Raw genomic sequence first — 21176 nt, 5'->3', positions numbered from 1 at the left:
AGTTGATGGGTTCGGCGCGCAGGAGAGATGGGTCGCCGGGCGCGCAACGCGATGGGTTGTGGGCATGAAGATGGCCGCGCGCGCGGCCATCTTCATGCCCGGGGGTCAGGCCGAGACGCGACGTGTCTTGGTCTTGGTTGGCCTTGCTGTGCGGTCGTCAGGCACACGGAAGACCTCGAAGAAGACCTGCTCGTCGACGCCTGGGAGGTCATGCTGGAGTGCGTGGGCGAGGAGGTTGTCGGCCATGGTCATGGCGGCGCGCATGTTGCCCTGGGCGTAATGGGCGATGGCGGATGAGGACGCCGTCGGATATGAGGTCGGCTTGCCGGCGTGCTCGAGGAGACGCTGGAGGGCCCCTTGGATCTGTTCGTTGCTGGCGTAGTCGAGGTAGACGGGAGCGGATGCGGCTCTGATGGGAGCGCGTCGGGGGTCCGCAGCTTGGCGGTCAGTCGGTCGTCGCCAGCGAGGACGACGGTCAGGAGCGCACGCGCGTCGAGGTTCATCGAAGAGAGCAAGCGCAGCTCGGCGAGGGCGCTGCCCTTCATCTCCTGGGCCTGCCGATGAGCAGGCACGGGCGCGTGCGCGTCTGGTCGATGTGGGCGAGCCAGGTCTCCGCAAGACTTTGAGCCTGCCCAGCGGTTTTGTGCGGCGAGAGGACACGCCGAAGAGGTGGCCGAGCTCGCGGTAGAAGTCGGCGTTGTTGCTATGGGGTCGCGTGAGCACGCCGACGGTGGCGTCCTTGATGCCGTCGATACGCTCGGCGAGCAGTCGCAGCGCGGCGGACTTCCCGGTGCCGGGCTGCCCGGTGATGCAGGCGAAGCCACCATCGCGCACCTGCTGTTCGACGCGAAAGAGGAAGGCCTCGACCTGCGCGCTGATCGTGAGCGCGGTGACGGGCACGTCTGGGCGAAAGGGGTGGAAGCGGAGACCAAAGGTGGAGCGGAGGGGGTCAATCATGGGGCGTTTCCGAAGGTTGTGAAGGAGTCGTGGGGCTCATCGGCAAGTAGGCGGCGGGCAGACCGGTCTCTGCCGCTCTGTCCATCAGGCGCTGCAGATGCGGGGCGATACCCGTCTCGGTGGGCGGCTCGTCGAGCGTCCGCGTCGGGTCGACCGCCTTGCGATGGCCATCGGCGTTGCGCTGCTTGTCGAGCGGGAAGAGGTCGGCAAGCGGGGTGCCGTGGCGTGGGTCCACCATCGTCACACGCGTGAGATCCCAGCGCGCGACCCGCACGTGCACGCGCTCGATGTGGCGATAGTGCGAGGGCACTTCGAAGCGCACGCTGTGGATGCTGACGGTGCCGTCTCCGCGACGCTGTGTGCGCACGAGTTCCTCGCGGAAGACAGCGCGCAGGCGTTCAATGCTCGGCGATTCACGCCCCTCCGAGTGGGCCGCGCGCAGACGCTCGAGCGGTGAGGTGTCGATGCCCTCGTGCGTGGTCCGATTGTAGTCGTACTCGACCCAGGCCGTGGTCGCGTCGTTGAGCAGCTTGAGGTTGAGATCTGGGACCCCCTCGAGCATCGCGATGCACTTGCCCTCGACGGGCGCGAAGAAGGACTCCTGCTTGCCGTTCTGGTACGGACTCTCGCGCAGCGTGAAGTTCTGCTGGATCCCGAGGCGACCCAGCCCCTGACACAGCTCGGCGGCCTTCATCGCCGAGCCGTTGTCCATCATGATCGCGCGCGGCAGACCGCGCTTCATGAAGGCCTGACAGAGGCGTGGATTCACGCCGGCGACGCCCTCGTTCAGGTACCACTGCGCGTGGCAGCAGAGCCTGCTGTGGTCGTCGATGATCGCCATCAGATACGCCTTGGCGTAGGTTCCGTGGGCAGCAGGACATGGCGGCGTGCAATGGTGGGAAGTCGAGGTGCCAGAGCATGTGCGCGTGGGCTATCTCGTAGCTCCGCACCTCTCGCACGCTGTGGTGCGCGTGTGGTCCGTGCGCCGCTTCTGCTGCGTCCAGCCTTTGCGCGCGCAATGTGCCGCCGCACCGTCGAGTACGAGGGCAACGGACCCAGCTCGGGCGCCTTTCTCCACGACCGCGTCGAGGTTCTCAGTGGTGCAGCCGGAAGCTCCACGTGGGGTGCTCCTGGTACTGCTTGGTGAATGGCTCCTGTTCAGCCCGGGCGACAGCGACCGGCGCTTCCTGCGTCCGGAGCGAACCTTCCTGCCGAGCTGCGGGAATGGGTCCTGGGTCGCGCTCGCTAAAGTAGGAACCAGCGCTCGATGGTGGAGTACGCGAACTTCACCGGCAGCCCGTCACGGGATGCGTGAACGTCGTTTGAGAGAGCGCCTTGATCGCAGCGCGCAACGCACCGTGCACCGGCGGTGACGTCAGCAGCGACCCCACGACGGCGAAGCGAGAGCAGGCCAGCGTTCGCTGGGCGGGAGTGTTGTTGTCATGCCGGCAACGCTACGAAGCGCACTAACTCCGGTCATCGAGCATCCTTCTGCGTGTGGCCGTCGGCCCTCGTTCAGCACGCCCTGGCGGCCCGAGCCAGCGAGCCAGCGACCCCAGCAGCACATGCAGCCGCGCGCTCCACGCACGGCGACGTCATCCGATCCAGCCATGACTGCGGCATCGTCGATGGCTCCGCAGGCGGCACCAGAAGCGCACTCAGCTCCTCGCCCGCGCGCGTCTGAGGGAACTGTTCCAGCCACCACCGCCGCCAGCGCACCAGCGTCCGACGGGTCCACCCCGAGCGTGGCCCCGAGGTGCGTCACGCGACCCGCGCTCGCCATGCTGCAGCGCCGCCCCAAGCACCACCACCGCGCCCAAGTACGCGCGGCGCCCGAGGTACCGCACCGACGCGGGCAGCACGCGCTGGCGGCAGCCCTCACGGCTGCAGCAGAGGCCGTGCCGGAACGCGTGCTCCGGTCCCAAAGCCCAAGGCCCGCCCCGAGGCTTGCGGGGGTAGTTGGCGACGTGCATCGCTGCTCCACATGCCCGGCACGGGCGGCCGCGCTCAGCAGCGGCCAGGTCGGCATCAAGCTTCAGCAACGCGTGCGGAAAGCTCGCATTCGAAAACACCTTCTCGTACAAACACAGCTCCTTTTGGTCAGCACCTAAAGGAGCGCCCCCTCCGCACTTGATGGTCAAGTTTGCGGAGGGGGCGTCTTGTTGTCCCCTCATCGAGCGTGACCAGGAACACGCCCGATCGCATCGCTCAGCCCGCTGCTACAGAGCACGTGGTGGCGGTCGACGCGTAGGCTTCGTCGACCGCTCCGTCGCAGTCCTCGTCCAGCCCGTCGCATGCCGTGTCGGAGCCCGTGGCGCTGCCTGCTGTACAGCTGTCCGAGACCGTGCCGGCCACGCAGCTCGTCACTCCGGTAGCCCCGCAGACACCCACACCACAGCTCGTCGCGGTGGACACGTAGCCCTCGTCCGTCGACCCGTCGCAGTCCTCATCCATGCCATCGCAAAGCGTATCGGCCCCCGTCGCCGCGCCGGGCGCACAGCTATCCTGCACGGCGCCACTCACGCAGCTCGTCGCACCCGTCGCGCCGCAGACGCCCACACCACAGCTCGTCGCCGTGGAAACGTACCCCTCGTCCGTCGTTCCATCGCAGTCGTCGTCCAGCCCGTCGCATGTGGTGTCGTCCGCCCCACAGACTGATCTGCCACAGCCCGCCTCCCAGCGAAGACACGGATAGGTGCCCGGACCGCGCGTGCCCCACGTCGTCTCGAACTCCCACGTCTGAGCTTCCAGGTACGCCTGATCCTGCAGCAGCGCCGTGACGCGTGCCTCGGGATGGGGCGCGCTGCATCCTCCGACGATCGAACAGTCGTAGAACGCAGCGTCGTGCACGCGAGGACCTGCCCCGCCGGCAAGACCGTAGTGAGGTGCCGCGTTCACCGCCGCGTAGGAGGTCACGACGTTTCCGTGGGAGGTGTCCCCCACCAGGTGGCCGCACTTGCGGTTCCAACGCGACTGCCCGCCGCCCCCGAAGTCATCCCACTTGGTGCAGATGAGATCCGCCTGCGCGTACGAGTCGCGTACCGTAGCGTGCTGCATCCGCCCAACCAGCGCGCCCACCTGTTCGCGACCAGTGACCACGCCGTCGCGCACGAACACGCGCTCGACCAGGCCATCCCTTTGGTTGCCGATGAGCCCCCCGACCTCGTCCTTGCCTTCGACCTGCGGTGCGACGAGCCCAAGATCGCGGACAACGGCGTCGCGGGTGCGCTCAAAGAGGCCGACGCGCGATTGCGATGCGCGTGCGATGCGGAGCCCGCGCACGACGTGCCCACGGCCATCCAACTCCCCCCTGAAGTCACCGCCGTCGCCGATAGGGAGGAACCCGCGACCATCACCAGAGTCGAACCCCGCGCAGTCCACGTCACCGACCAGCGCGTAGTGACGGTCCAGCCTGGTCTCCATCGCCTGCAGCTGCGCACATGTCTCGATTTCATAGGGAGACGACGGTGTGCCTGCCCCGCCAGCGAAGGGAGACGTCCCGCCGTGCCTGTGGTGTTTTCGACCGATGGCCCCGTCGAGACCCGCATCCTCGGCGGTCGACGCGCCTTCGGTCGATGCCACTTCGTGGGAGGGCGCCGTGCAACTGAGCAGCGGCAAGCCACAGAATAGAAGGATGGCGCGCAAGGGATGAGCGTGTGTCCGCATGGTTGTTTGACTCCGCGGGCGAGGGCCCGCCACGGACGGAATCACTGGGGGTGCCGTCCGTTCTCCGCCTTCGTTTGCCGGACGAGCCTTCACCCTCCCGACTTGCACCCCAGGATGCTCCTGGATGAGGCAGGATGGATCACCGTCGAGACGGTCGCAAGACCGCTCAGCTACTCGAGCGCAGATGGCCGTATCGGCTACCCATTAACCGCATGCATCGCGGCACGCGGAATCCGAGGAATCGGGTCGACCTCGTGCTGATGCACGGTTGGAGGCACGTCTGGCGGTTTGCGACGACCGTGCATGGCGAGCGCGACCCGCCGTCAGACGAACCTCCGCAACAACGCGCGCGCGACATCGAGCGCCGTGCGCGCATGGTCTGGGGCGCGGTGCGGCGGGCGCTGCTCCACGCGCCAACTGCGCCGCGTCCGCGTCCGCGTGCAGCGACAATGACTCGACCTCCCCTCGCATTTGCACCGGCCAGCTCAGCGACACCGCGTCGAGCATGCGGTGATCGATGGCGGGGCGCTCCATGCCGGTCCGCTTGTTGGCGGAGTCGACGAACTCCGCGTCGAACGCCACGTGGTGGCCAGCGAGGTACGCGCCTTTGAGCCAGGGAGTGAGCCCCGCGAGCGCCACGTCGAGCGCCACGCCCGCCTCGGCCCACCTGGCCGCGTCGAACGCGCACACTTCGAGAGCCCGCGGTTCTGCGATGTCCAGCCGCTCGGGGATGATCAGCGTGCGCCATGATCCGATCTCGGTCGCGAGGTTGGCGGTCACCCAGACCAGACCGATCTCCAGCAGCTCGTGCTGCTGGGGGTCGAGCCCCGTTGTCTCGACGGGCGAGAACCACGTGGGGCGCCGGACGCTCCTGGCGCGCCGTGGTCCCGCGGGCGTGGCTGCACACTGACGCGCTCTCTCCTTTCCCGCCGCTCTCGTCGCGACCACGTCGCTCGGGCGCCCCGCGATTGATCGCCGGGCCAGCCGTGGGATAGTGCCCGCCGCATGTCGCGCTCGCCCAGCATCGGTGTCATCGGCGGAGGCCCAGGGGGCAGCTCCTTCGCGCTCTACCTGACCAACCTCGGGGTGGACCCGGCGGACATCACCATCGTGGACCAGGCGACCTTCCCGCGGCCCAAGCTGTGCGGGGGCGGGCTCACGAACCGCGGCACGGAGCTGGTGCAGGGCCTGCTCGGGGCGCAGCCGCTGGGTGGGGGCGAGACGCGCGGGCTCGAGTTCCGCTGCGCGCTGGGCGCGGTGAACATCACCGAGAAGGGTCCGCAATGGCTCTACGACCGGGGCCGGCTCGACAACCTGCTGCTGGGCGAGTGCAAGGCGCGCGGCGTGCGGGTCATCGAGGGCGCGCGAGTGCGCGAGATCGACGCGCAGGCCTACGACTTCCGCATTCGCACCGGCGCCGTGGGGCGCGCCGAGCACCTGGACTTCGACTGGTTGGTGGGCGCCGACGGTGCGCGCGGCGTCACGGGGCGTGCGCTGGGGCTCGCGCCGGGCATCGTGGGGCGCCTGATCGAGGCCGTGTTCGAGCCCGTCAGCAGCGCGCACGACCCGTCCATCCTGTACTTCGACTTCGACCCCATCCTGGACGGCATCCCGGGCTACGCGTGGATCTTCCCGTACCCCAAGCCGGACGCGAGCGACGCGACCGGGGCCGGCGGTGCGGGTACGGGCGTGGTGCCCGGGCTGTTCAAGCTGGGCATCATGGACGGCCGCGGCGTCACGCCGGGTGCCGAGCTCAAGCGCTGGACCATGGCCTACGCCGAGCGCAACGGCTTCCGGCTGGTGGACGACAAGCTCGCGGGCTGGCCGGAGCACTACTACGCGCCCAGCACGCGCGCGCACGTCCCTGGCGCCATCCTGGTGGGCGAGGCCTGGGGCATCGACCCGTTGCTGGGCGAGGGCATCGCGCCCGCGCTCGAGACCGCGGCCTATGGCGCGACACGGCTGCGCGAGGCCCTCGACGGAGGCACGCGCGTCATCCGCCACTACGAGCGACGCTTCAAGTGGACGCTCGCGGGCCGCAACCTGTGGTTCCAGGCCAAGCTGGCCAACCTGCTGTACGGGCCAAACCCCAACCGCTGGCTGCGCGTGCTGTTCGAGAACCAGACGCTGCTGCGGCTGGCCAGCGGCGGGACCGAGCAGTACGGGCGCTTGGCGAAGACGCTGCCGCGGTTGTTGCTCGGGTATGCCGGCCAGGTGCTGCGGAAGGGCATCCCGAGCAACCGGCCGATCGCGCTGCCGGCTTCGGTGGACTGAGGCGCGGAGAGACGTTGCCAGTGGGTGCTGCCTGGGGGTCGCCAAGCGGCGTGTCGTTGCGGTGCACCGCGGACGAACCCGCTACGGGCCGCTTCGCGCGATACCTGGCCTCGCACCGAGGCCCAGCACGAGCCGCAGTCCTACGTCGACAGCTCCTAGCGTTCCGCGAGACAGAGCGCCCACACGCTGGTCGAACAGAAGCTTGTCAATGGTGGACACCTGGCACACCAGCGCGACCGAGTCCTTGGGCAGGCCGGTCTCTTTCGCCCCGAGCTGAACGTTTCCGATTGCCTGTCCTCTTCCGAGGTTGGTCGTCAACGGCACGACCATGACGGTCTGGAGACGGCTGACTGTCAGCAGGTCCTCTTGCACGACGAGTACGGGCCTGCGGAAACCGGGCGCGGAGCCTTGTGGTTCCGCGAGGTCGACCCACCAGATCTCTCCCCGCTTCACTCGTTGTCCCACTCGACGGTCAGGAGCGCTCGCCGTGCGACGGACCGCTGTGCGTCATCGCGCTCGGGTACCTCACCGAATGCGACGTCGTACGACTCCGTGACGCCCCGATGCTCCTGCTCCGCGAGGTAGGCCTCGACGGCCCGAGTGAACAGCTCACTGCGCGAGAGCCCCAGTCGTTTCGCGACCTGTTCTGCCTCCAGCAGTATGGCATCGGGGATCGAGACGGCGGTCTTCATGGACGAAGTATGACCATGCGAGTTCCGATCCGGAAGTCTCGCTTCCATCGAAGGCTCATCCACGTCGCGATCAGGGCGTGCCCGCCAGCCACGCGGCGCACTCCGCGCCCAGCTCGACCACGGCGCGCGCCTCGTAGGCCGCACAGTCTTCCGGTGAGAGCAGGTCGCGCCAGCGTCCGTTGGTGCCGCGGTGGATGAAGACCTCGGCGCCGGCGTCCCAGAACGCGCCACCCAGCGGCACGCTCGGCGTGGCGTTGGCCTTCATGTACTCGAAGGTGCAGTGCTCCACCATCGCGGGGAAGAGCGCCTCGTCCACCGGTACGTCGAGGAACGCGGCGATGCGGCGCATCTGCCCCGGGAGGTCGGCCTTCAGCTCGGAGAAGTGCAGGAACAGCACGTTCGGGAGGTGCCGGATGGCCCACCACGTGCGGATGTTCTCCCAGAAGGGCCACCAGGGGTGACCGTCTCTCTCGAGCCACTCGCGGAAGTACTGCACCACGTCCTCGGGCGGGGGCTCGATGGGCGGGCCCACGAGGCCGGGGGTGAGGTTCAGCGCGTCGTACCAGAGCTGGTTCGCGTTGACGTGGTGGTTGTGCATGCTCCACACCACGTCGCGTCCGTCGCGCGCGATGTAGAGGTACTTGGCCTTGGGCGAGAACACGAGGGCGTCCACGGGCAGGTGCGTCTTGAGGAAGCGCCGATGGGTCTGCTTCTCCACCTCGGGCAGCTTCACCTCCTTCGGGGGCACGCGCAGGTCCAGCCAGGGCGACATCTCCGCCACGGCCAGGTCGGTGCGCGCGTCGAACAGCAGCTGCGCCACGATCTGCTGCACCCACGTCGTGCCGCTCTTGGCGTACGTCGAGATCACGATGTCGTCGTCCCGGAACTGGAGGTCGTTCCAGATCGTCGAGTCGAAGTGGTGGTTGTGTAGCTCGCGGGTCTTCTCTGGCCAGACGATGTCGCTCATGGGACCTCCGAGCGGAAAACTACACAAAAGACGGCGCGGGCGGAACGGGGTTTCCGTTGGGCTGGGCGCGCGTGCTCCGCGCCCAGCATCGAGTCAGTCGTCGCCAGACAACATCACCGCCGTCGCCACGAACCCAACGGAGATCCCGCCGCACGATGCGTCGCCCGGATCGAGCATCACATCGAAGAGTGCATCGATAGGACCCCCCGGGTCGCAAATGGCGGGATCGCAGTACACCAGAGGCAGGTAGTCCTCGTAGCGGTTGGCGCCGCCAATGACCAGTTCCTCCAGTGCGCCTTCGCTCACCACCCCACTTACCCGGGCTCGGCGCAAGTTCATGGCTTGGATGGTGTGCGCGCCCTGGAACAGAACCGGCAGGTCGAGCGACAGCAGCTCGAAGCGCGCGTCGAAGCGACCATCGCCATCCAGCTCCACGATGTCGGCGCCAAGCGTCGTGCCCGAGCGCGACAGCTGGAGACGCGCGACCTCCCCGCAGCGCTCGATAGCGACCTCGTAGCGCACCGACGCGCAGCCGGGCTCCGTACTGTTGCAGAAGAGGCCCGCCTCGATGGCCGCATTGAAGTAGAAGGGATCGCTCGGCATGAGTGAGGGGAGCGCCGCGGCGATGTCGATCAGCAAGTTGTCGACCGAACCTTCGTAGTCAGGCGATCCACACGCGTCGTCGACGCCGTCCACGTCGACACCGAGTAGTTCGCCTGCCGTCACATCCTCACGCGTGGGGACACGTAGCCCTGTCACGACGTAGCGCGTGGTCACCATGGGCCGCGAGCATGTCAGTTGCTCTCCCTGAACGGTGGCATGAGGCGCCTCGGGGCTGCATCCAGCCAAGTAGGGCCCGCTGAGCAGAAGCATGGCCGCCAATACACGCAGATGAATGGGCATAGTCTAATCTCCTGTCCATGGACGCAGGGACACGCGCGCAGTGACCGCCGCGCTCGGCTCCCTTCAGATGCCTCAAGGTGCCACGGGCACGCGCAGCAGGGCAAACGGTCCTCGTGAACGCGTGTCGACCTTGGCGGTGGGGAGCGCTCGAAGGGCAACGCGCCCGCGCTGGTGGAACGGGGTTCCGTCGCGCGGGTAGCCCCTGGGCGCGCGCGCGCTTCGCGCCTAGCGTCACGCCATGTCCGCCGACCCGGCCCCGGAACCCGCCGCGGAGCGCCTCTACTGCCCGCGCTGTGACAAGCCCATGCGGGTGCAGCGGCCCCACCGCGGCTTTGCCATCGCCTACCGGGTCTGGATTGGGGTCATGGCGGTCTGCGCCTTGTGCGCGCCCATCTTCATCGCGGACATGATCACCATGCTGCCGCTCATGTGCGGCGCGGCGCTCGGGGGCGGGACGCTCTCGCGCCTGGCCAAGGAGCCCACCCGCTGCAGGTGGTGCAGCCTGGCGCTCGAGTCGGCGCCGCGGGGGCTCTTCGGACGTCGTGAGCCGCTGACCGCAGAGTACGCGCGAGAGCGGGACACTCCCACCGTGCCACCAGTCGCATGAACGCGACGTGAGCGCGGCTCAGGTGCTCAGCTGCTGACGCGCCGCCGCCACCATGGCCACCAGCGCCTTGCGCGCCTCGGTGGCGTCCGCGATCGGGTGCGGGAAGGCCAGCCGCACGGGGCCCTGACCGAAGGGGCCGTAGGCGGTCATCTCGAAGCCGTAGCGGTCGATGGTGGTCATCACCGCGCGCTCGGTGTCGGGCGCTCGCGAGAAGGCCTCGCAGTAGAGGCGCAGCGCGTCCGCGTGGTCCTCGTTCATGTGGCGCACGATGCCCTCGATGAAGGGTGCGATGGGGTCCACCGTGGCCTCGCCGAAGTCCGCGGCCGTGACCCACGACATGCGCCCATAGCCGCCGATGTAGCGCACGTGCTCGACGTCCATGACGTGGAACGCGAAGTCGTCGTAGTCGACGAAGTTGGCGGCGTAGGGGTGGGCCGCGAGGAACGCCGCGCGCGCGTCTGCCGAGTCCTCCTTCGCGAGCTGGCGGAAGCGCCCCACCAGCGTGGCGCGCGCGTTGGCCAGCGGGTCCGGCTTGCCCGTCTCGTGCACCAGCAGCGAGGCGCGCGCGTCGGCGGCCAGGTTCTTGGTGTGCTCCGCGATGCGCGACACCAGCAGTACGGGCGAGCTCTCGGCCATGGCGAACGTGACGTACGTCCCGTAGGGGAAGCCCGCCGGGTCCACCGCCAGCGTGCTCAGCGTCGCGGTCGCGCAGCCGGCCACCAGCGTGCGCACGCGCTCGGCGTGCGTGGGGGTGCGCACCTCGATGTCGTAGAGCGCGTTCGGGCGTGGGCCTTCGCGGCCGTGGGCGTCGGTCATGGGCTGCATGCTGCCATCTCCGGGCGAGCGCTCCAACCGCGGGCCGTGCGGGGCGTGACATCGACCTTGCGAGCGCCTCCGCTGCACGCTAAGTCCGCGACATGCTTGGAGGTCGCTCTCGTTCCGCGTTGGCCGTTGGTCTGCGCTTGGCGTTCACCCTCTCGTTGTCGCTTGCCGCGCTCGCCCCTGCGGCGAACACGCGCGCGCAGGACCCCGCGGGCACCCGGCAGCGACGTGTGGTGGTCTCCTACGAAGAGGGCATGACCATCCCCCCAGGCCGCTCGTATCTCCGAGTCACACCGCGGCGGACGCAGCTCGTCGCGGGGGCGCTCTTCCTCGGTGGGGGCTACCTCGTCGGTGCGGTCGCGCGCACCATCATGTCCGCGCGTCGTGACGACTTCGATGCGCGCGCCTTCGTGCCCTTCGCGGGGGCGGTCTGGTTCGCTTACCACAACGACCGGCGCAAGGCGGCAGGGATCCTGAGCTTGCTGGGACAGTCGCTCGGGCTGGGCTTGCTCATCGCCGGCGTGCTGAGACCCGAGCGCGAGCTCGTCTACTACACCGCGCGCGGCCGCGGTCTGACGGCCGACGTGATGCCGCTCCCGGGTGGAGCCCAGCTGTCGCTGCGGGTCTTCTGACGCGCGGAGCCGCGCTTCGAATTCCCCCGCGCAGCCCGGCGCCCTTGGTTTACCCTCGCCGGCTATGACGTTCAGCACGATGCAAGAGCGGCCGCTGCTCATCTCGGGGATGTTCGAGCACGGTCGGCGAATCTACGGCGAGAGCCGCGTGATCACCATGTCGCCGGGCGGGCGGCACGAGGCCTCGTTCGCCGAGGTGGGCAAGCGCACGCACGCGCTGGCACACGCGCTGCGCAAGCTGGGCGTCGGCGTCGAAGACCGCGTCGCCACGTTCTGCTGGAACGACCAGGCACACCTCGAGGCGTACTTCGCCATCTCGGGCATGGGCGCGGTGCTGCACACGCTCAACATCCGGCTCTTCCCGGACCAGCTCAGCTACGTCATCACGCACGCGGACGACCAGGTCATCCTCGTCAACGACACGCTGGTGCCGCTGCTCGCCAAGGTCATCGCCGAGTGCCAGACGGTGAAGCACATCGTGGTCATCGGCGCGGGGGACGCGTCCGCGCTCGAGGCGGCGCCCAACGCCACGCTGCACCGCTACGAAGACCTGGTGCAGGCCAGCCTCGCAGACGGCGACTACGCCTGGCCCGACCTCGACGAGCGCGCGCCGGCGGCCATGGCCTACACCAGCGGCACCACCGGCAACCCCAAGGGCGTCGTCTACAGCCACCGTTCCACGTACCTGCACGCGCTCGGGCTCGCCAGCGGCGCCACCAGCGGTCTGAGCGAGCGCGACATGGTGCTGCCGGTGGTCCCCATGTTCCACGCCAACGCGTGGGGCATCCCGTACGCGGCCTGGCTCATGGGCTCGGACTTCCTCATGCCCGGGCCGCTGCTCCAGCCGGAGCCCCTGGTCGCGATGATCCAGAAGGAGAAGCCCACCTTCGCGGGCGCCGTGCCCAGCATTTGGACGGGCATGCTGCACTTCTGTGAGGGCAAGGACGTGGACCTCAGCTCGCTGCGCCTGGTGCTCTGCGGCGGCAGCGCGGTGCCCGAGGCCCTGATGCGCGGTTTCCAGGAGAAGCACGGCGTGGTCATGATTCAGGCCTGGGGCATGACCGAGACCAGCCCCCTCGGCGCCGTGTCCTACGCGCCCCGGCAGGCCAAGCCAGAGGAGGAGTGGCTGTACCGCAACCGCACCGGCCGCGTGTCCGCCGGGGTGGAGATGCGCATCGTCGCCGACGATGGCAGCGTGCTCCCGTGGGACGGCGAGTCGGTGGGCGAGATCCAGGTGCGCGGCCCGTGGGTGACGGGCAGCTACTACGGCGTCGAGGATGGCGTGGGCGAGCCCAGCAAGTTCCACGACGGCTGGCTGCGCACCGGTGACGTGGGCTACGTCGACTCGCGCGGCTACTGCCAGATCACCGACCGCGCCAAGGACGTCATCAAGTCGGGCGGCGAGTGGATCAGCTCGGTGGAGCTGGAGAACGCCATCATGGCCCACCCCGACGTGCTCGAGGCGGCCGTCGTCGGCGTGCCCGACCCCAAGTGGGAGGAGCGCCCTCTCGCGTGCATCGTGCCGAAGCCGGGCGCGACCGTGACCGACCAGGCGATCAACGACTTCCTCGGCGACAAGGTGGCCAAGTGGTGGCTGCCCGAGCGCTACGCGTTCATCGCCGAGGTGCCCAAGACCAGCGTGGGCAAGTTCGACAAGAAGGTGCTGCGCGCGCAGTACGCCGACGGCAAGCTCACGGTCATCACGCGCGAGTGACGCGCTTGGTTCGTGGCCCTCGCGAGCACGTCGAGGGCCACCTGCGGGCCACGCGCCTCGACGGCCACACGCCGCCTCCGACGCCACCTGTCTCGTCCGTCGGGAGGTGGCGGGCCGCGTCAGCCCTCGGGTGCGCCGTCGGGCTCGCTCTTCGCGTCGGACGTGGTCACGGCCAGCTGCACCAGGTGCTCCTTGCGCATGGCCTTGCCGGTCCAGTCTGGGCGGTTCTGTGACGCGACTGCCACCACCTCCAGGCGCGCGCGGGGGGCGAGCCCTTCGAGCTGGCGGTCCGCCGCGACGCGCTCACCGTGCAGCTGCCCGTCTCCGACGAGCAGCACGACGTGGCTGCCCGGGCGCACGACCTTGCGCATGGCCTTGAGCATGGCGAGCACCTGCGCGTCCCAGACCTCGGCCGGGTCCTGGCTGCGTCCCCGTGGGTTGTTCAGGTCGCGCCGCGCACCCAGCTCGCCCCGCTCCAGCGCGCGCGCGTCGAGCCCCAGCCAGGGGTAGCGCCGCGCGTGGTGGTGGAAGTAGTCGTACGTGCCGCCGTAGGGCGGCGAGGAGAGCACCAGGTCGACCGGCGCCGGCCCCACGTGCTCGCGCAGCTTGCGCGCGTCCCCTTGCACCAGCCGTGGCGCGAACACCTCGGCCGGGGCGTGGTCGGCGATCTGCGCTTCCAGCTCCGCCCAGCGGTCCAGCCACTCCATGCCTCGCCGCACGAAGAACTCCGTCGGCAGCCCCTTGCGGATGCGTCGCGGGGCCTCGCGCTCCGTGGTCTCCGAGCGCTGGATGCTGAACTTCACGACGATGGCGCTGAAGAGCATCTGCAGCACGCGCCGGTCTTGCTCGTCCTCGACGCCCGCGATCTCCTCGTGCAGCCCGGCCAGCTCTTTCAGGGTGTGCCCCTCGTACCAGCGGGCCTCCTCCACGGACAGCGCGGCACGCACCGGGGTGCGCGTGCGCACGCGCTCTTCGGACTGCTCGCCCAGCGCCTCGATCAGGGCGGCCAGGCGCTCTCGGCGCTCGGCGTCCACGCGGGTGGTCTTGACCTCGGCGACGCGGATGGCCAGGGGGTTCAGGTCCACGCCCGCGCTGCGACGCCCGGCGCACATGGCTTCCACCAGCACGGTCCCGCTTCCGCAGAAGGGGTCCACCACGCGGTCGCCGGGCTGCGACAGGCGCGCGATGACGTGGGCCGCGACGGCGGCGTGCATGCGCGCAGGGTAGGCATGCATCCCGTGTGTACCGCGGTCCGCCGACTCGCTGTCGGCTGCGCGCATGGCGTCGGCCAGGGCGGCGGCATGGTGGGCCTCCCCTCGTGCCGTGACGGGTCCTCCGACGTGGGAGAGCGCGCCTCGCACGGCCGGCGAGCGCTCGGGCGAGGCGGGGCGCTTGCGGGGGCGAGGCGAGCGATCACGAGGTTTCATGTTGGGGGCCGGGGATCGAGGTCGAAGAAGGAGCGTAGCGCGCGATAGGCCGGAGTGCGCTGTCCGTGCGCGTCTCGGGCGACGAAGCGGTCGTGCACGTGGGGCCTGTCCGGAACGTCGGCTCGCCGCGCCAGGGTCCATACACTGAACAGCGCCGACGCGCCCTCCCGCGGGATCGCGTCGAGGCGCTCGAGGGGTGTCAGCCCAGCGGCCACGGCCCCCGCCAGGGCCCGCTCGGGGGTGCGCGCATCGCAGCACACCACGGCGCGTCCACCCGGCGCCAGGAGCGCCCCCATGGTCGCGAGGTAGTCCTCGACACCCCCGCGCAGCTCGACCCGCGCATAGCGTCTCTGGCTGTCCGGGGAGGGCGTGGAGGTGCCAACCGGCATGTAGGGTGGGGTCCCGGAGACCAGCTCCGCGCCCTCACGACCTCCGGCGAACGAGGAGAGGACCAGCGCTCGCGGCGCCCCATCGCGCAGGTCGCGCAGGTCACCGCGGAGGACGCTGATGCGCTCACCCTGACCGTTGCGGAGCACGTTGCGGCACGCCAGCGCATGGGAGACGGCCTGCGCCTCCACACCCACGGCGCGTGCCCTCGGCAGCTTGTACGCCACCATCAGGAGCACCGAGCCCAATCCACAGCCGATGTCCACGTACCGCTGTGCGTCCGGTCGCGCGAGGCACGCCCGCTGGGCGGTCAGCACGTCGTCGATCGAGTAGCGGTGGCCGCGCTTGCGCTGCCAGACACGAAAGCCGCCCGTGAGCGCGTCGTCCGTGAGCGGATCGTCGACGGGGTCACCCAGCGCGCGTGCGTCTTCGTCGTCGCCGTCTTCGGGCCGCAGCGCGCTCGTGTCGACCTCGTTGGTCACGCCATGGCCTTCGTCGAAGCGGTCGGCACGCTCACGGACTGGGCGGGAGCAGGGCGCTGATGGGCACGAGCCCTCGCACCGCGACCGAGTCGTCCACCGCCACGAACACATCCGCCTGCTGGTAGGCCGTGAAGCGGCGCAGCTCGCGGGCCCAACCCGGCTGGTTCAGGCGGGCGATGACGCGCCCTTCGAAGACCACTTCGGTGCCCGCCGGCACGCGGAACAGGGGGTGGGCGCTCTCATCCGAGATTCGCTGGGGCAGTGCGTCTCCACCACGACCCGCTCCAGAGGCCGGCACGATGGTGGCAGCCGCAGGGACGAGCTCGGTCTGCACGAAGCCCACCAGGAACGGCCCGGACCCTACGCGCACCGCGTGCCACGGGCCCTCGTCGCGGACGAGCTCGACCGTGAGCCCCGGGTTCAAGGCGGGCAGCGTGTAGACCAGCGGACCACCGGGTGCCTCGTACAGCCCGACCTCGGTCGCGGGCAGGCGGCGCGTGCTGCCCTCCGCCAGCGTGGGGGTGGCGCTGCTGGCGTCTGCCCCCAAGCCGACGACTGGGAAGGTCCCCTCCCAGGTCCCGAGTCCCTCGCGCAACCGCGGATCGGCCATGACGGGCGTGACGGAGATGCGGGTGCGGCGCGGCTCGTCGGCTGGGCCCAGCACCCGCACCAGGTTGCCCACGCCCACGGACACGGGGGTGCCCCGCACCCGTCCGCCCCGCAGGACACGCGCCGCGAGCCGGTTGGCGCTGAAGTGCAGCTCGACCGCCATGGGGCCCACGATGCGGACTGGCACGCGCTCCCCGCCGAGCGGGCCGGCCAGCTCGAACGCGACGTCGGCCGAGACGTAGCCCACGGGGGAGGCGTTGGCCGCGGCCCCCATGAAGAGCGCAGGGCCGGTGCCAGGGGCGGCCAGCAAGCTGGGAGGGACCGCGCCCGGCAGCTCGGGTGCCACGGCCCCGGCGACGGGAGGGTCGCTCGGCGCCGTGCTCGGACCAGCGCCGCGTTGGCACGCGGGCAGCGCCGCGAGTGCACCCATGACCATCAGCCCACGCAATCTCATACTCCCCTGGTAGCCCAAGCCCGGCATCTTTTCCAGTCTCGTGCGGGGGGTCAGAGCGCGCCGAGCACCTCCAGCTCGCGCCGCTCCTCGGGTGTCAGCTGCCGTCGGCTGATGTAGGCCAACGACACCATGCGCCGCCCACGCCCGGCGCTCGCCGTGAGGGTGATGCGGGCCGTCTGGTCCGGCGACTGCCCCTGCCCCGCCTGCTCGTAGGTGATGGTGCGCAGGCCCACGCCCTCGCCGTCGGTCTGAGACGGCGCCCCATACTTCCGCTCGAGCCGTCCGCGCGTGGCGGCGACGGTCGCGGTCGCCGCGTCGCCCTCCAGCTGCGCGATGACCACGATGCGGCACAGGTGTTGACCGCAGAAGTTGAGCACCACCTCGGCCCCGCGCGGGAACCCGACGTCCACGAGGGGCGCCGAGCAGCGCTCGACCACGGCGCCGCTGACGCGCTCGATGCTGTAGCTGTGGCTCGCGCCTTCGCAGGCGTGCTGTGCCTCGGCGGCCGTCCAGCCGAACTGGAAGCCGGCGAGCCCCGTGCCGGTCTGCGCGCTGGCTGCCCCGGCGGAGGCCCAGAGACCCAGGCAGAGGCCCATCGCGAGCATCCGCACGCCCCCACGCCCCCAGGCGCCGATGGCCGTGCCCGTGTGGAGGTAGCGCGCGCAGCGGAGTGGCAAGTGGCTTGGGGTCGTCGTCATCGGCGCAGCTCGACCATAGATCAAGCGATGGTGAGGAGGGAAGGCTCGAACGCCTCGGGGCGCTCGAGGCCCAGCAAGAAGAGGCTGGTGGCGGCTACGTTGGCGAGGCCTGCGGCACCGACGTCGGCCACCCGCAGGCCATTCACGCCACCGAGAACGGGGGCGTAGATGTGACACGGCACGGGGTTGAGCGTGTGGCTGGTCTTCGCGGCGCGGCGACCGCTCGCGTCGGCCTTGAACGCGCCCGTCTTCTTGTCCAGCTCGAACATCTCGTCCGCGTTGCCGTGGTCCGCCGTCACGATCAGCGCCCCCTGCAGCTTGCGGATCACGGGCAGCAGGCGCGAGAGGCACAGGTCCACCACCTGGACCGCCGTGATGGCCGCGTCCCGGTGGCCGGTGTGGCCCACCATGTCGCCGTTCGCGTAGTTGATGCGCCCGGCGCGCAGCTTGCCGTCCAGCAGAGCCTGGATGGTGGCGTCGGTGATCTCCGCCGCCTTCATCCAGGGGCGCTGCTCGAACGGCAGGCGGTCGCTGGGTATCTCCACGTAGCGCTCGTACTGCGCGTCGAAGCAGCCGCTGCGGTTGCCGTTCCAGAAGTAGGTCACGTGCCCGAACTTCTGCGTCTCGCTGCACGCGAACTGCGGCACCCGGTTGCGCGCCAGGTATTCGCCCAGGGTCGCGTCGATGGCGGGCGGGTCTACCAGGAAGCGCTCCGGCAGGTGCAGGTCCCCGTCGTACTGCATCATCCCGGCGAACAGCAGGTCCGGCAGGGGCCCGCGCTCGAACGCGTGGAACGAGGTCTCGGTCAGGGCGCGCGTGAACTCGATCGCGCGGTCTCCCCGGAAGTTGAAGAGCACCACCGCGCAGCCGTCGCGCATCGGGCCCACGGGCGCGCCATCCGTGTCCACCACCACGAAGCCCGGCAGGTTCTGGTCGATCACGCCCGGGCTCTCGTCGCGCAGCGTGAGCACCGCCTCCCGCGCGCTGCGGAAGCCGCGTCCCTCGCCGCGAACGTGCAGGGCGTAGCCGCGGGCGACCATGTCCCAGTCGGCCTCGTAGCGGTCCATGGTGACCACCATGCGCCCGCCCCCCGACGCGATGCGGTAGTCACGCTGGGGCTGAGCCGAGAGCTCACTCAGCAGCGCCTCGAGCGGCTCGAGGTATTCGAGGGCGCTGGTCTCGGGGACGTCGCGGCCGTCGAGCAGGACGTGCACGCGCACCTGGGTGACCCCGTCCGCGTGACAGCGCTTCAGCATGGCCACCAGGTGGTCTTGGTGGCTGTGGACGTTGCCGTCGCTCAGCAGCCCTACGAAGTGCAGCGCCTGGCCCGTGCTGCGCACGCGCTCGGTCAGCTCGCGCCACACGGGACCCTCGAACAGCTCCCCCGATGCGATGGCCTGCTGGACGCGCTTGGCCCCCTGGTCGAACACGCGGCCAGCGCCGAGCGCATTGTGCCCCACCTCGCTGTTGCCCATGTCGTCGTCGCTGGGCAGCCCCACGCTCAGCCCGTGCGCGCGCAAGGTGGTCGTCAGTGGCGAAGCGGCCAGCGCGTCGAGCACAGGCGTGTGGGCCAGGTGAACCGCGTCTCCCTCGTCGTGCCGCCCGATCCCGACGCCGTCCATGACGACGGTCAGCACGGGGCCGGGGACGCCGGCGAACTGGGGGTGGGGGCGCAAGCGGAAGTCGGTCATGGAGCGCCCTATAGCAGAACATTCGTAGCATTTTGAGCTGACCGCGTGTCAGGACCGCCCCGCTTTGGTGCTATTGTGAATACCCCCTTGTCCAACCACAGCGACATCGACTCGGCGGCGAGTGTCATCGACGACGTAGACAACGCGCTGCGCGAGGGGCAGCTGCTCGTCCTCGAGCTGATCGCGGCGGGCGATACGCGCGAAGGTGTGCTGGCGACCCTGTGCACCCTGGTGCAGCGCTTCGCTCCGCAGGGTCGAGCGCTCATCCTGGTGGCGCGTGAGGACGCCGCCGGCGTCGAGGTCGGGGCAGCGCCGTCGTTCGAGGCGCGGACCCTCGAAGGGTCCATGCTGCTCGCGCGCATCGCGCAGCAAGTGTTCGACAACCCCACGACCATCACGCAGATGGACGTGCCCAGCTGGTTGGCGGGGGACGCTTGCGCCGCGGAGGCCGCGGACCTCGGCATCACGTCGCTGCTCGCCGTGCCGGTGCGGGGGCCCGAGAGCAAGCCCCTTGGGCTCTTCGTCCTCACCAGCTCGGAGGGGGGGCCGCTGCCCGCAGTGGCCTCCGAGCTCGTGCACGAGTATTGCGCCCTGGCCAGCGTCACCATCCGCAACGATCAGCGCGAGCGCTCGCTCTTGCGTAGCCAAGAAGCCATCCGCGAGGCACAGCGCATCGGGCGTTTCGGGGACTTGACGCTGACGGTTGGCAGCGGGCACATGACGTGGTCCGAGCAGACGTATCAGCTTTACGGCTTGCCCACCTCGGGGCCGGTCCCGAGCGTCCCTGCGTTCGTCGCGCTTCACCTGCCTCCGGGTCAGGAGGTGCTGGCGCGGGCGCTGCGCGGCGACGGCCCCGCCAACGTGGACGTCGAGGTCGAGGTGGACCTCCCCAACGGGCAGCGCGCACACCACAGCTTCCTGCTGTCCCGTATCCGCACGGCGGGCGCACAGCTGCGCCTGACCGGCACCGTGCAGGACATCACCGAGCGCAAGCGCACGGAGAACGCGCTGCAGCAGGCCCAGCGCCTCGAGAGCCTCGGCCTGTTGGCCGGGGGCATCGCCCACGACTTCAACAACCTGCTCGCGGCCCTGCTGGCGCACGTGAACCTCATGCAGCGGCGGCTCCCCAGCGACTCGCCGGCGGCCTCTTCGCTGACCGCCATCGACGGCATCGTCCAGCGCGCGACCGACCTCACCCGCCAGATGCTCACCTATGCAGGGCGCTCGAAGGTGCGTCAGGAGCTGGTGGACATCGACGCGCTGGTGAGCGACATGACGGGGCTGCTCGCGGCCGCGATGCCGGGCGCCGTCGAGGTGGTGTTGGAGTTGCACGCCGCGAACCTCGCCATCCAGGGCGACCCGGCGCAGCTGCAGCAGGTGGTCATGAACCTGGTCACCAACGCGGTCGACGCCATCGGGGAAGAGCGCGGGCGCGTCACGGTCCGCACCTACACCACCCTCTACGAATCGGCGGCCATCCACGCGCGCTTCCCAGAACAGGATGTGTCGGAGGGCGAGTTCATCGTGCTCGAGGTGGAGGACACGGGCGTGGGCATGTCCCCCGCGACGTTGGCGAAGATGTTCGATCCGTTCTTCACCACGAAGCGCTCGGGCCGTGGGCTCGGCATGAGCGCCGTGCGTGGCATTCTCAGCAATCATGGCGCCGGCGTGCAGATCGAGAGCGCGTTGGGCGAGGGCACGCTCATGCGTGTCGCGTTCCCCATCGAGGGGGTCGACAAGCCCGCCCGCATGGAGCGCTACTCCACGGCGCCACCGCAGGCCGCTGGGTGCCTGCTCTTCGCGGAGGACGAGGCTGCGGTGCGCGACGCGTGCGCCGCGGCGCTCGTCGAGTCCGGCTACCAGGTGGTGGTCGCCGCCGACGGTGCCGAGGCGCTCCGCCTCTTCGAGCAGGCTCCTGGGCGCTTCCGCGCCGTGTTGTCGGACCTGCGCATGCCTCGCCTGAACGGGTGTGAGCTGTTCGAGAGGGTGCGCCGCCTGCGGCCAGACGTGCCCTTCATCCTCTGCACGGGCTACGGCGACTCGGCCGAGCTGGACGGGGTCAACGACGCGCGGCGCACGGTGGTGCTCGAGAAGCCGCTCCGCATCGAAGACCTGGTGGTGACGATCGAGCGCCTGAGTCCGTCGACCGAGTGAGCGGCCAACGCCTTGCGCGGTCCCCTCCGGCCCGCAATCC

Annotated in this window: 19 protein-coding genes; 5 read left to right on the top strand and 14 right to left on the bottom strand. The window is 69.9% G+C overall.

Annotated features, from left to right (window positions below; all coding sequences use genetic code 11):
• Positions 1-105 precede the first annotated feature (105 nt).
• From H6726_02465 to H6726_02450, 4 genes are all read right to left on the bottom strand, one after another.
• A complete protein-coding gene (locus H6726_02465) occupies positions 106-957 on the bottom strand; it encodes an ATP-binding protein (GenBank protein ID MCB9656486.1) in 852 nt (283 codons plus the stop codon).
• Positions 950-1798 carry a transposase family protein gene (locus H6726_02460; protein ID MCB9656485.1) on the bottom strand — a complete coding sequence of 283 codons (849 nt, stop codon included), beginning with the start codon at positions 1796-1798 and terminating at the stop codon, positions 950-952. Before H6726_02460 ends, H6726_02465 begins: the two co-directional genes overlap by 8 nt.
• 1367 nt (positions 1799-3165) lie before the next feature.
• Positions 3166-4380 (bottom strand): hypothetical protein, encoded by a 1215-nt coding sequence (locus tag H6726_02455; GenBank protein MCB9656484.1) that lies wholly within the window; start codon positions 4378-4380, stop codon positions 3166-3168.
• A 447-nt stretch (positions 4381-4827) separates the two neighbouring features.
• Entirely contained in the window at positions 4828-5571 is a 744-nt protein-coding gene (locus tag H6726_02450) for a 3'-5' exonuclease (GenBank protein MCB9656483.1), read from the bottom strand.
• 57 nt (positions 5572-5628) lie between these two features.
• On the opposite strand from H6726_02450, the gene H6726_02445 reads away from it, so the two are divergent.
• Entirely contained in the window at positions 5629-6897 is a 1269-nt protein-coding gene (locus H6726_02445; protein MCB9656482.1) for an NAD(P)/FAD-dependent oxidoreductase, read from the top strand.
• An 81-nt stretch (positions 6898-6978) separates the two neighbouring features.
• On the opposite strand, the gene H6726_02440 is transcribed toward H6726_02445, so the two are convergent.
• The 4 genes from H6726_02440 to H6726_02425 all read right to left on the bottom strand — a co-directional run bounded on the left by H6726_02440 (position 6979) and on the right by H6726_02425 (position 9252).
• Positions 6979-7350 (bottom strand): type II toxin-antitoxin system PemK/MazF family toxin, encoded by a 372-nt coding sequence (locus H6726_02440; GenBank protein ID MCB9656481.1) that lies wholly within the window; start codon positions 7348-7350, stop codon positions 6979-6981.
• Complete coding sequence (locus H6726_02435) at positions 7347-7589, bottom strand: hypothetical protein (GenBank protein ID MCB9656480.1); 243 nt, start codon at positions 7587-7589, stop codon at positions 7347-7349. The genes H6726_02440 and H6726_02435 overlap by 4 nt, the downstream gene beginning before the upstream one ends.
• 70 nt (positions 7590-7659) lie before the next feature.
• Positions 7660-8556, bottom strand: a complete 897-nt coding sequence (locus H6726_02430) for a sulfotransferase domain-containing protein (GenBank protein ID MCB9656479.1) — start codon at positions 8554-8556, stop codon at positions 7660-7662.
• Between the two features lie 93 nt (positions 8557-8649).
• A complete protein-coding gene (locus H6726_02425) occupies positions 8650-9252 on the bottom strand; it encodes a hypothetical protein (GenBank protein MCB9656478.1) in 603 nt (200 codons plus the stop codon).
• 445 nt (positions 9253-9697) lie between these two features.
• Between H6726_02425 and H6726_02420 the strand changes: the two genes are divergently transcribed.
• Positions 9698-10066, top strand: a complete 369-nt coding sequence (locus H6726_02420; GenBank protein MCB9656477.1) for a hypothetical protein — start codon at positions 9698-9700, stop codon at positions 10064-10066.
• An 18-nt stretch (positions 10067-10084) separates the two neighbouring features.
• Here the strand turns inward: H6726_02420 and H6726_02415 are convergent, their stop codons facing one another.
• Positions 10085-10882, bottom strand: a complete 798-nt coding sequence (locus tag H6726_02415) for a DUF2470 domain-containing protein (GenBank protein ID MCB9656476.1) — start codon at positions 10880-10882, stop codon at positions 10085-10087.
• 146 nt (positions 10883-11028) lie between these two features.
• Here H6726_02415 and H6726_02410 point away from each other — a divergent pair, with 146 nt between their 5' ends.
• On the top strand, positions 11029-11520 hold the full coding sequence (locus H6726_02410; protein MCB9656475.1) for a hypothetical protein: 492 nt from the start codon (positions 11029-11031) through the stop codon (positions 11518-11520).
• A 64-nt stretch (positions 11521-11584) separates the two neighbouring features.
• Entirely contained in the window at positions 11585-13234 is a 1650-nt protein-coding gene (locus tag H6726_02405; GenBank protein MCB9656474.1) for a long-chain fatty acid--CoA ligase, read from the top strand.
• A 119-nt stretch (positions 13235-13353) separates the two neighbouring features.
• Here H6726_02405 and H6726_02400 read toward each other — a convergent pair whose 3' ends face one another.
• From H6726_02400 to H6726_02380, 5 genes are all read right to left on the bottom strand, one after another.
• Positions 13354-14661, bottom strand: coding sequence for a hypothetical protein (locus H6726_02400; GenBank protein MCB9656473.1), 1308 nt, complete (start codon positions 14659-14661; stop codon positions 13354-13356).
• A complete protein-coding gene (locus H6726_02395) occupies positions 14658-15530 on the bottom strand; it encodes a methyltransferase (GenBank protein ID MCB9656472.1) in 873 nt (290 codons plus the stop codon). The genes H6726_02400 and H6726_02395 overlap by 4 nt, the downstream gene beginning before the upstream one ends.
• Positions 15531-15561: 31 nt before the next feature.
• The gene (locus H6726_02390; protein MCB9656471.1) at positions 15562-16569 is read right to left on the bottom strand and encodes a hypothetical protein; all 1008 of its coding nucleotides are present in this window, start codon (positions 16567-16569) and stop codon (positions 15562-15564) included.
• A 74-nt stretch (positions 16570-16643) separates the two neighbouring features.
• Positions 16644-17291 carry a hypothetical protein gene (locus tag H6726_02385; protein MCB9656470.1) on the bottom strand — a complete coding sequence of 216 codons (648 nt, stop codon included), beginning with the start codon at positions 17289-17291 and terminating at the stop codon, positions 16644-16646.
• A 20-nt stretch (positions 17292-17311) separates the two neighbouring features.
• Positions 17312-18982: a 2,3-bisphosphoglycerate-independent phosphoglycerate mutase gene (locus H6726_02380; protein ID MCB9656469.1), complete on the bottom strand. Its 1671-nt coding sequence runs from the start codon at positions 18980-18982 to the stop codon at positions 17312-17314.
• An 87-nt stretch (positions 18983-19069) separates the two neighbouring features.
• Between H6726_02380 and H6726_02375 the strand changes: the two genes are divergently transcribed.
• Positions 19070-21136, top strand: coding sequence for a response regulator (locus H6726_02375; protein ID MCB9656468.1), 2067 nt, complete (start codon positions 19070-19072; stop codon positions 21134-21136).
• Positions 21137-21176 lie beyond the last annotated feature (40 nt).

The sequence above is a fragment of the Sandaracinaceae bacterium genome, from assembly GCA_020633055.1.
Lineage (GTDB): Bacteria > Myxococcota_A > Polyangia > Polyangiales > Houyiibacteriaceae > JADJJE01.
Note: the sequence above shows the minus strand (reverse complement) of the source record. Positions and strands in the feature narration are given on the sequence as shown.

Bases quoted from the DNA above. Each gene is read 5' to 3' on its own strand.
- H6726_02420 (MCB9656477.1), top strand. From the start codon at position 9,698: ATGTCCGCCGACCCGGCCCCGGAACCCGCCGCGGAGCGCCTCTACTGC.
- H6726_02445 (MCB9656482.1), top strand. From the start codon at position 5,629: ATGTCGCGCTCGCCCAGCATCGGTGTCATCGGCGGAGGCCCAGGGGGC.
- H6726_02415 (MCB9656476.1), bottom strand. From the start codon at position 10,882: ATGACCGACGCCCACGGCCGCGAAGGCCCACGCCCGAACGCGCTCTAC.
- H6726_02400 (MCB9656473.1), bottom strand. From the start codon at position 14,661: ATGAAACCTCGTGATCGCTCGCCTCGCCCCCGCAAGCGCCCCGCCTCG.
- H6726_02380 (MCB9656469.1), bottom strand. From the start codon at position 18,982: ATGACCGACTTCCGCTTGCGCCCCCACCCCCAGTTCGCCGGCGTCCCC.
- H6726_02435 (MCB9656480.1), bottom strand. From the start codon at position 7,589: ATGAAGACCGCCGTCTCGATCCCCGATGCCATACTGCTGGAGGCAGAA.
- H6726_02460 (MCB9656485.1), bottom strand. From the start codon at position 1,798: ATGGCGATCATCGACGACCACAGCAGGCTCTGCTGCCACGCGCAGTGG.
- H6726_02430 (MCB9656479.1), bottom strand. From the start codon at position 8,556: ATGAGCGACATCGTCTGGCCAGAGAAGACCCGCGAGCTACACAACCAC.
- H6726_02405 (MCB9656474.1), top strand. From the start codon at position 11,585: ATGACGTTCAGCACGATGCAAGAGCGGCCGCTGCTCATCTCGGGGATG.
- H6726_02465 (MCB9656486.1), bottom strand. From the start codon at position 957: ATGATTGACCCCCTCCGCTCCACCTTTGGTCTCCGCTTCCACCCCTTT.
- H6726_02390 (MCB9656471.1), bottom strand. From the start codon at position 16,569: ATGGGTGCACTCGCGGCGCTGCCCGCGTGCCAACGCGGCGCTGGTCCG.
- H6726_02385 (MCB9656470.1), bottom strand. From the start codon at position 17,291: ATGACGACGACCCCAAGCCACTTGCCACTCCGCTGCGCGCGCTACCTC.
- H6726_02455 (MCB9656484.1), bottom strand. From the start codon at position 4,380: ATGGAGACCAGGCTGGACCGTCACTACGCGCTGGTCGGTGACGTGGAC.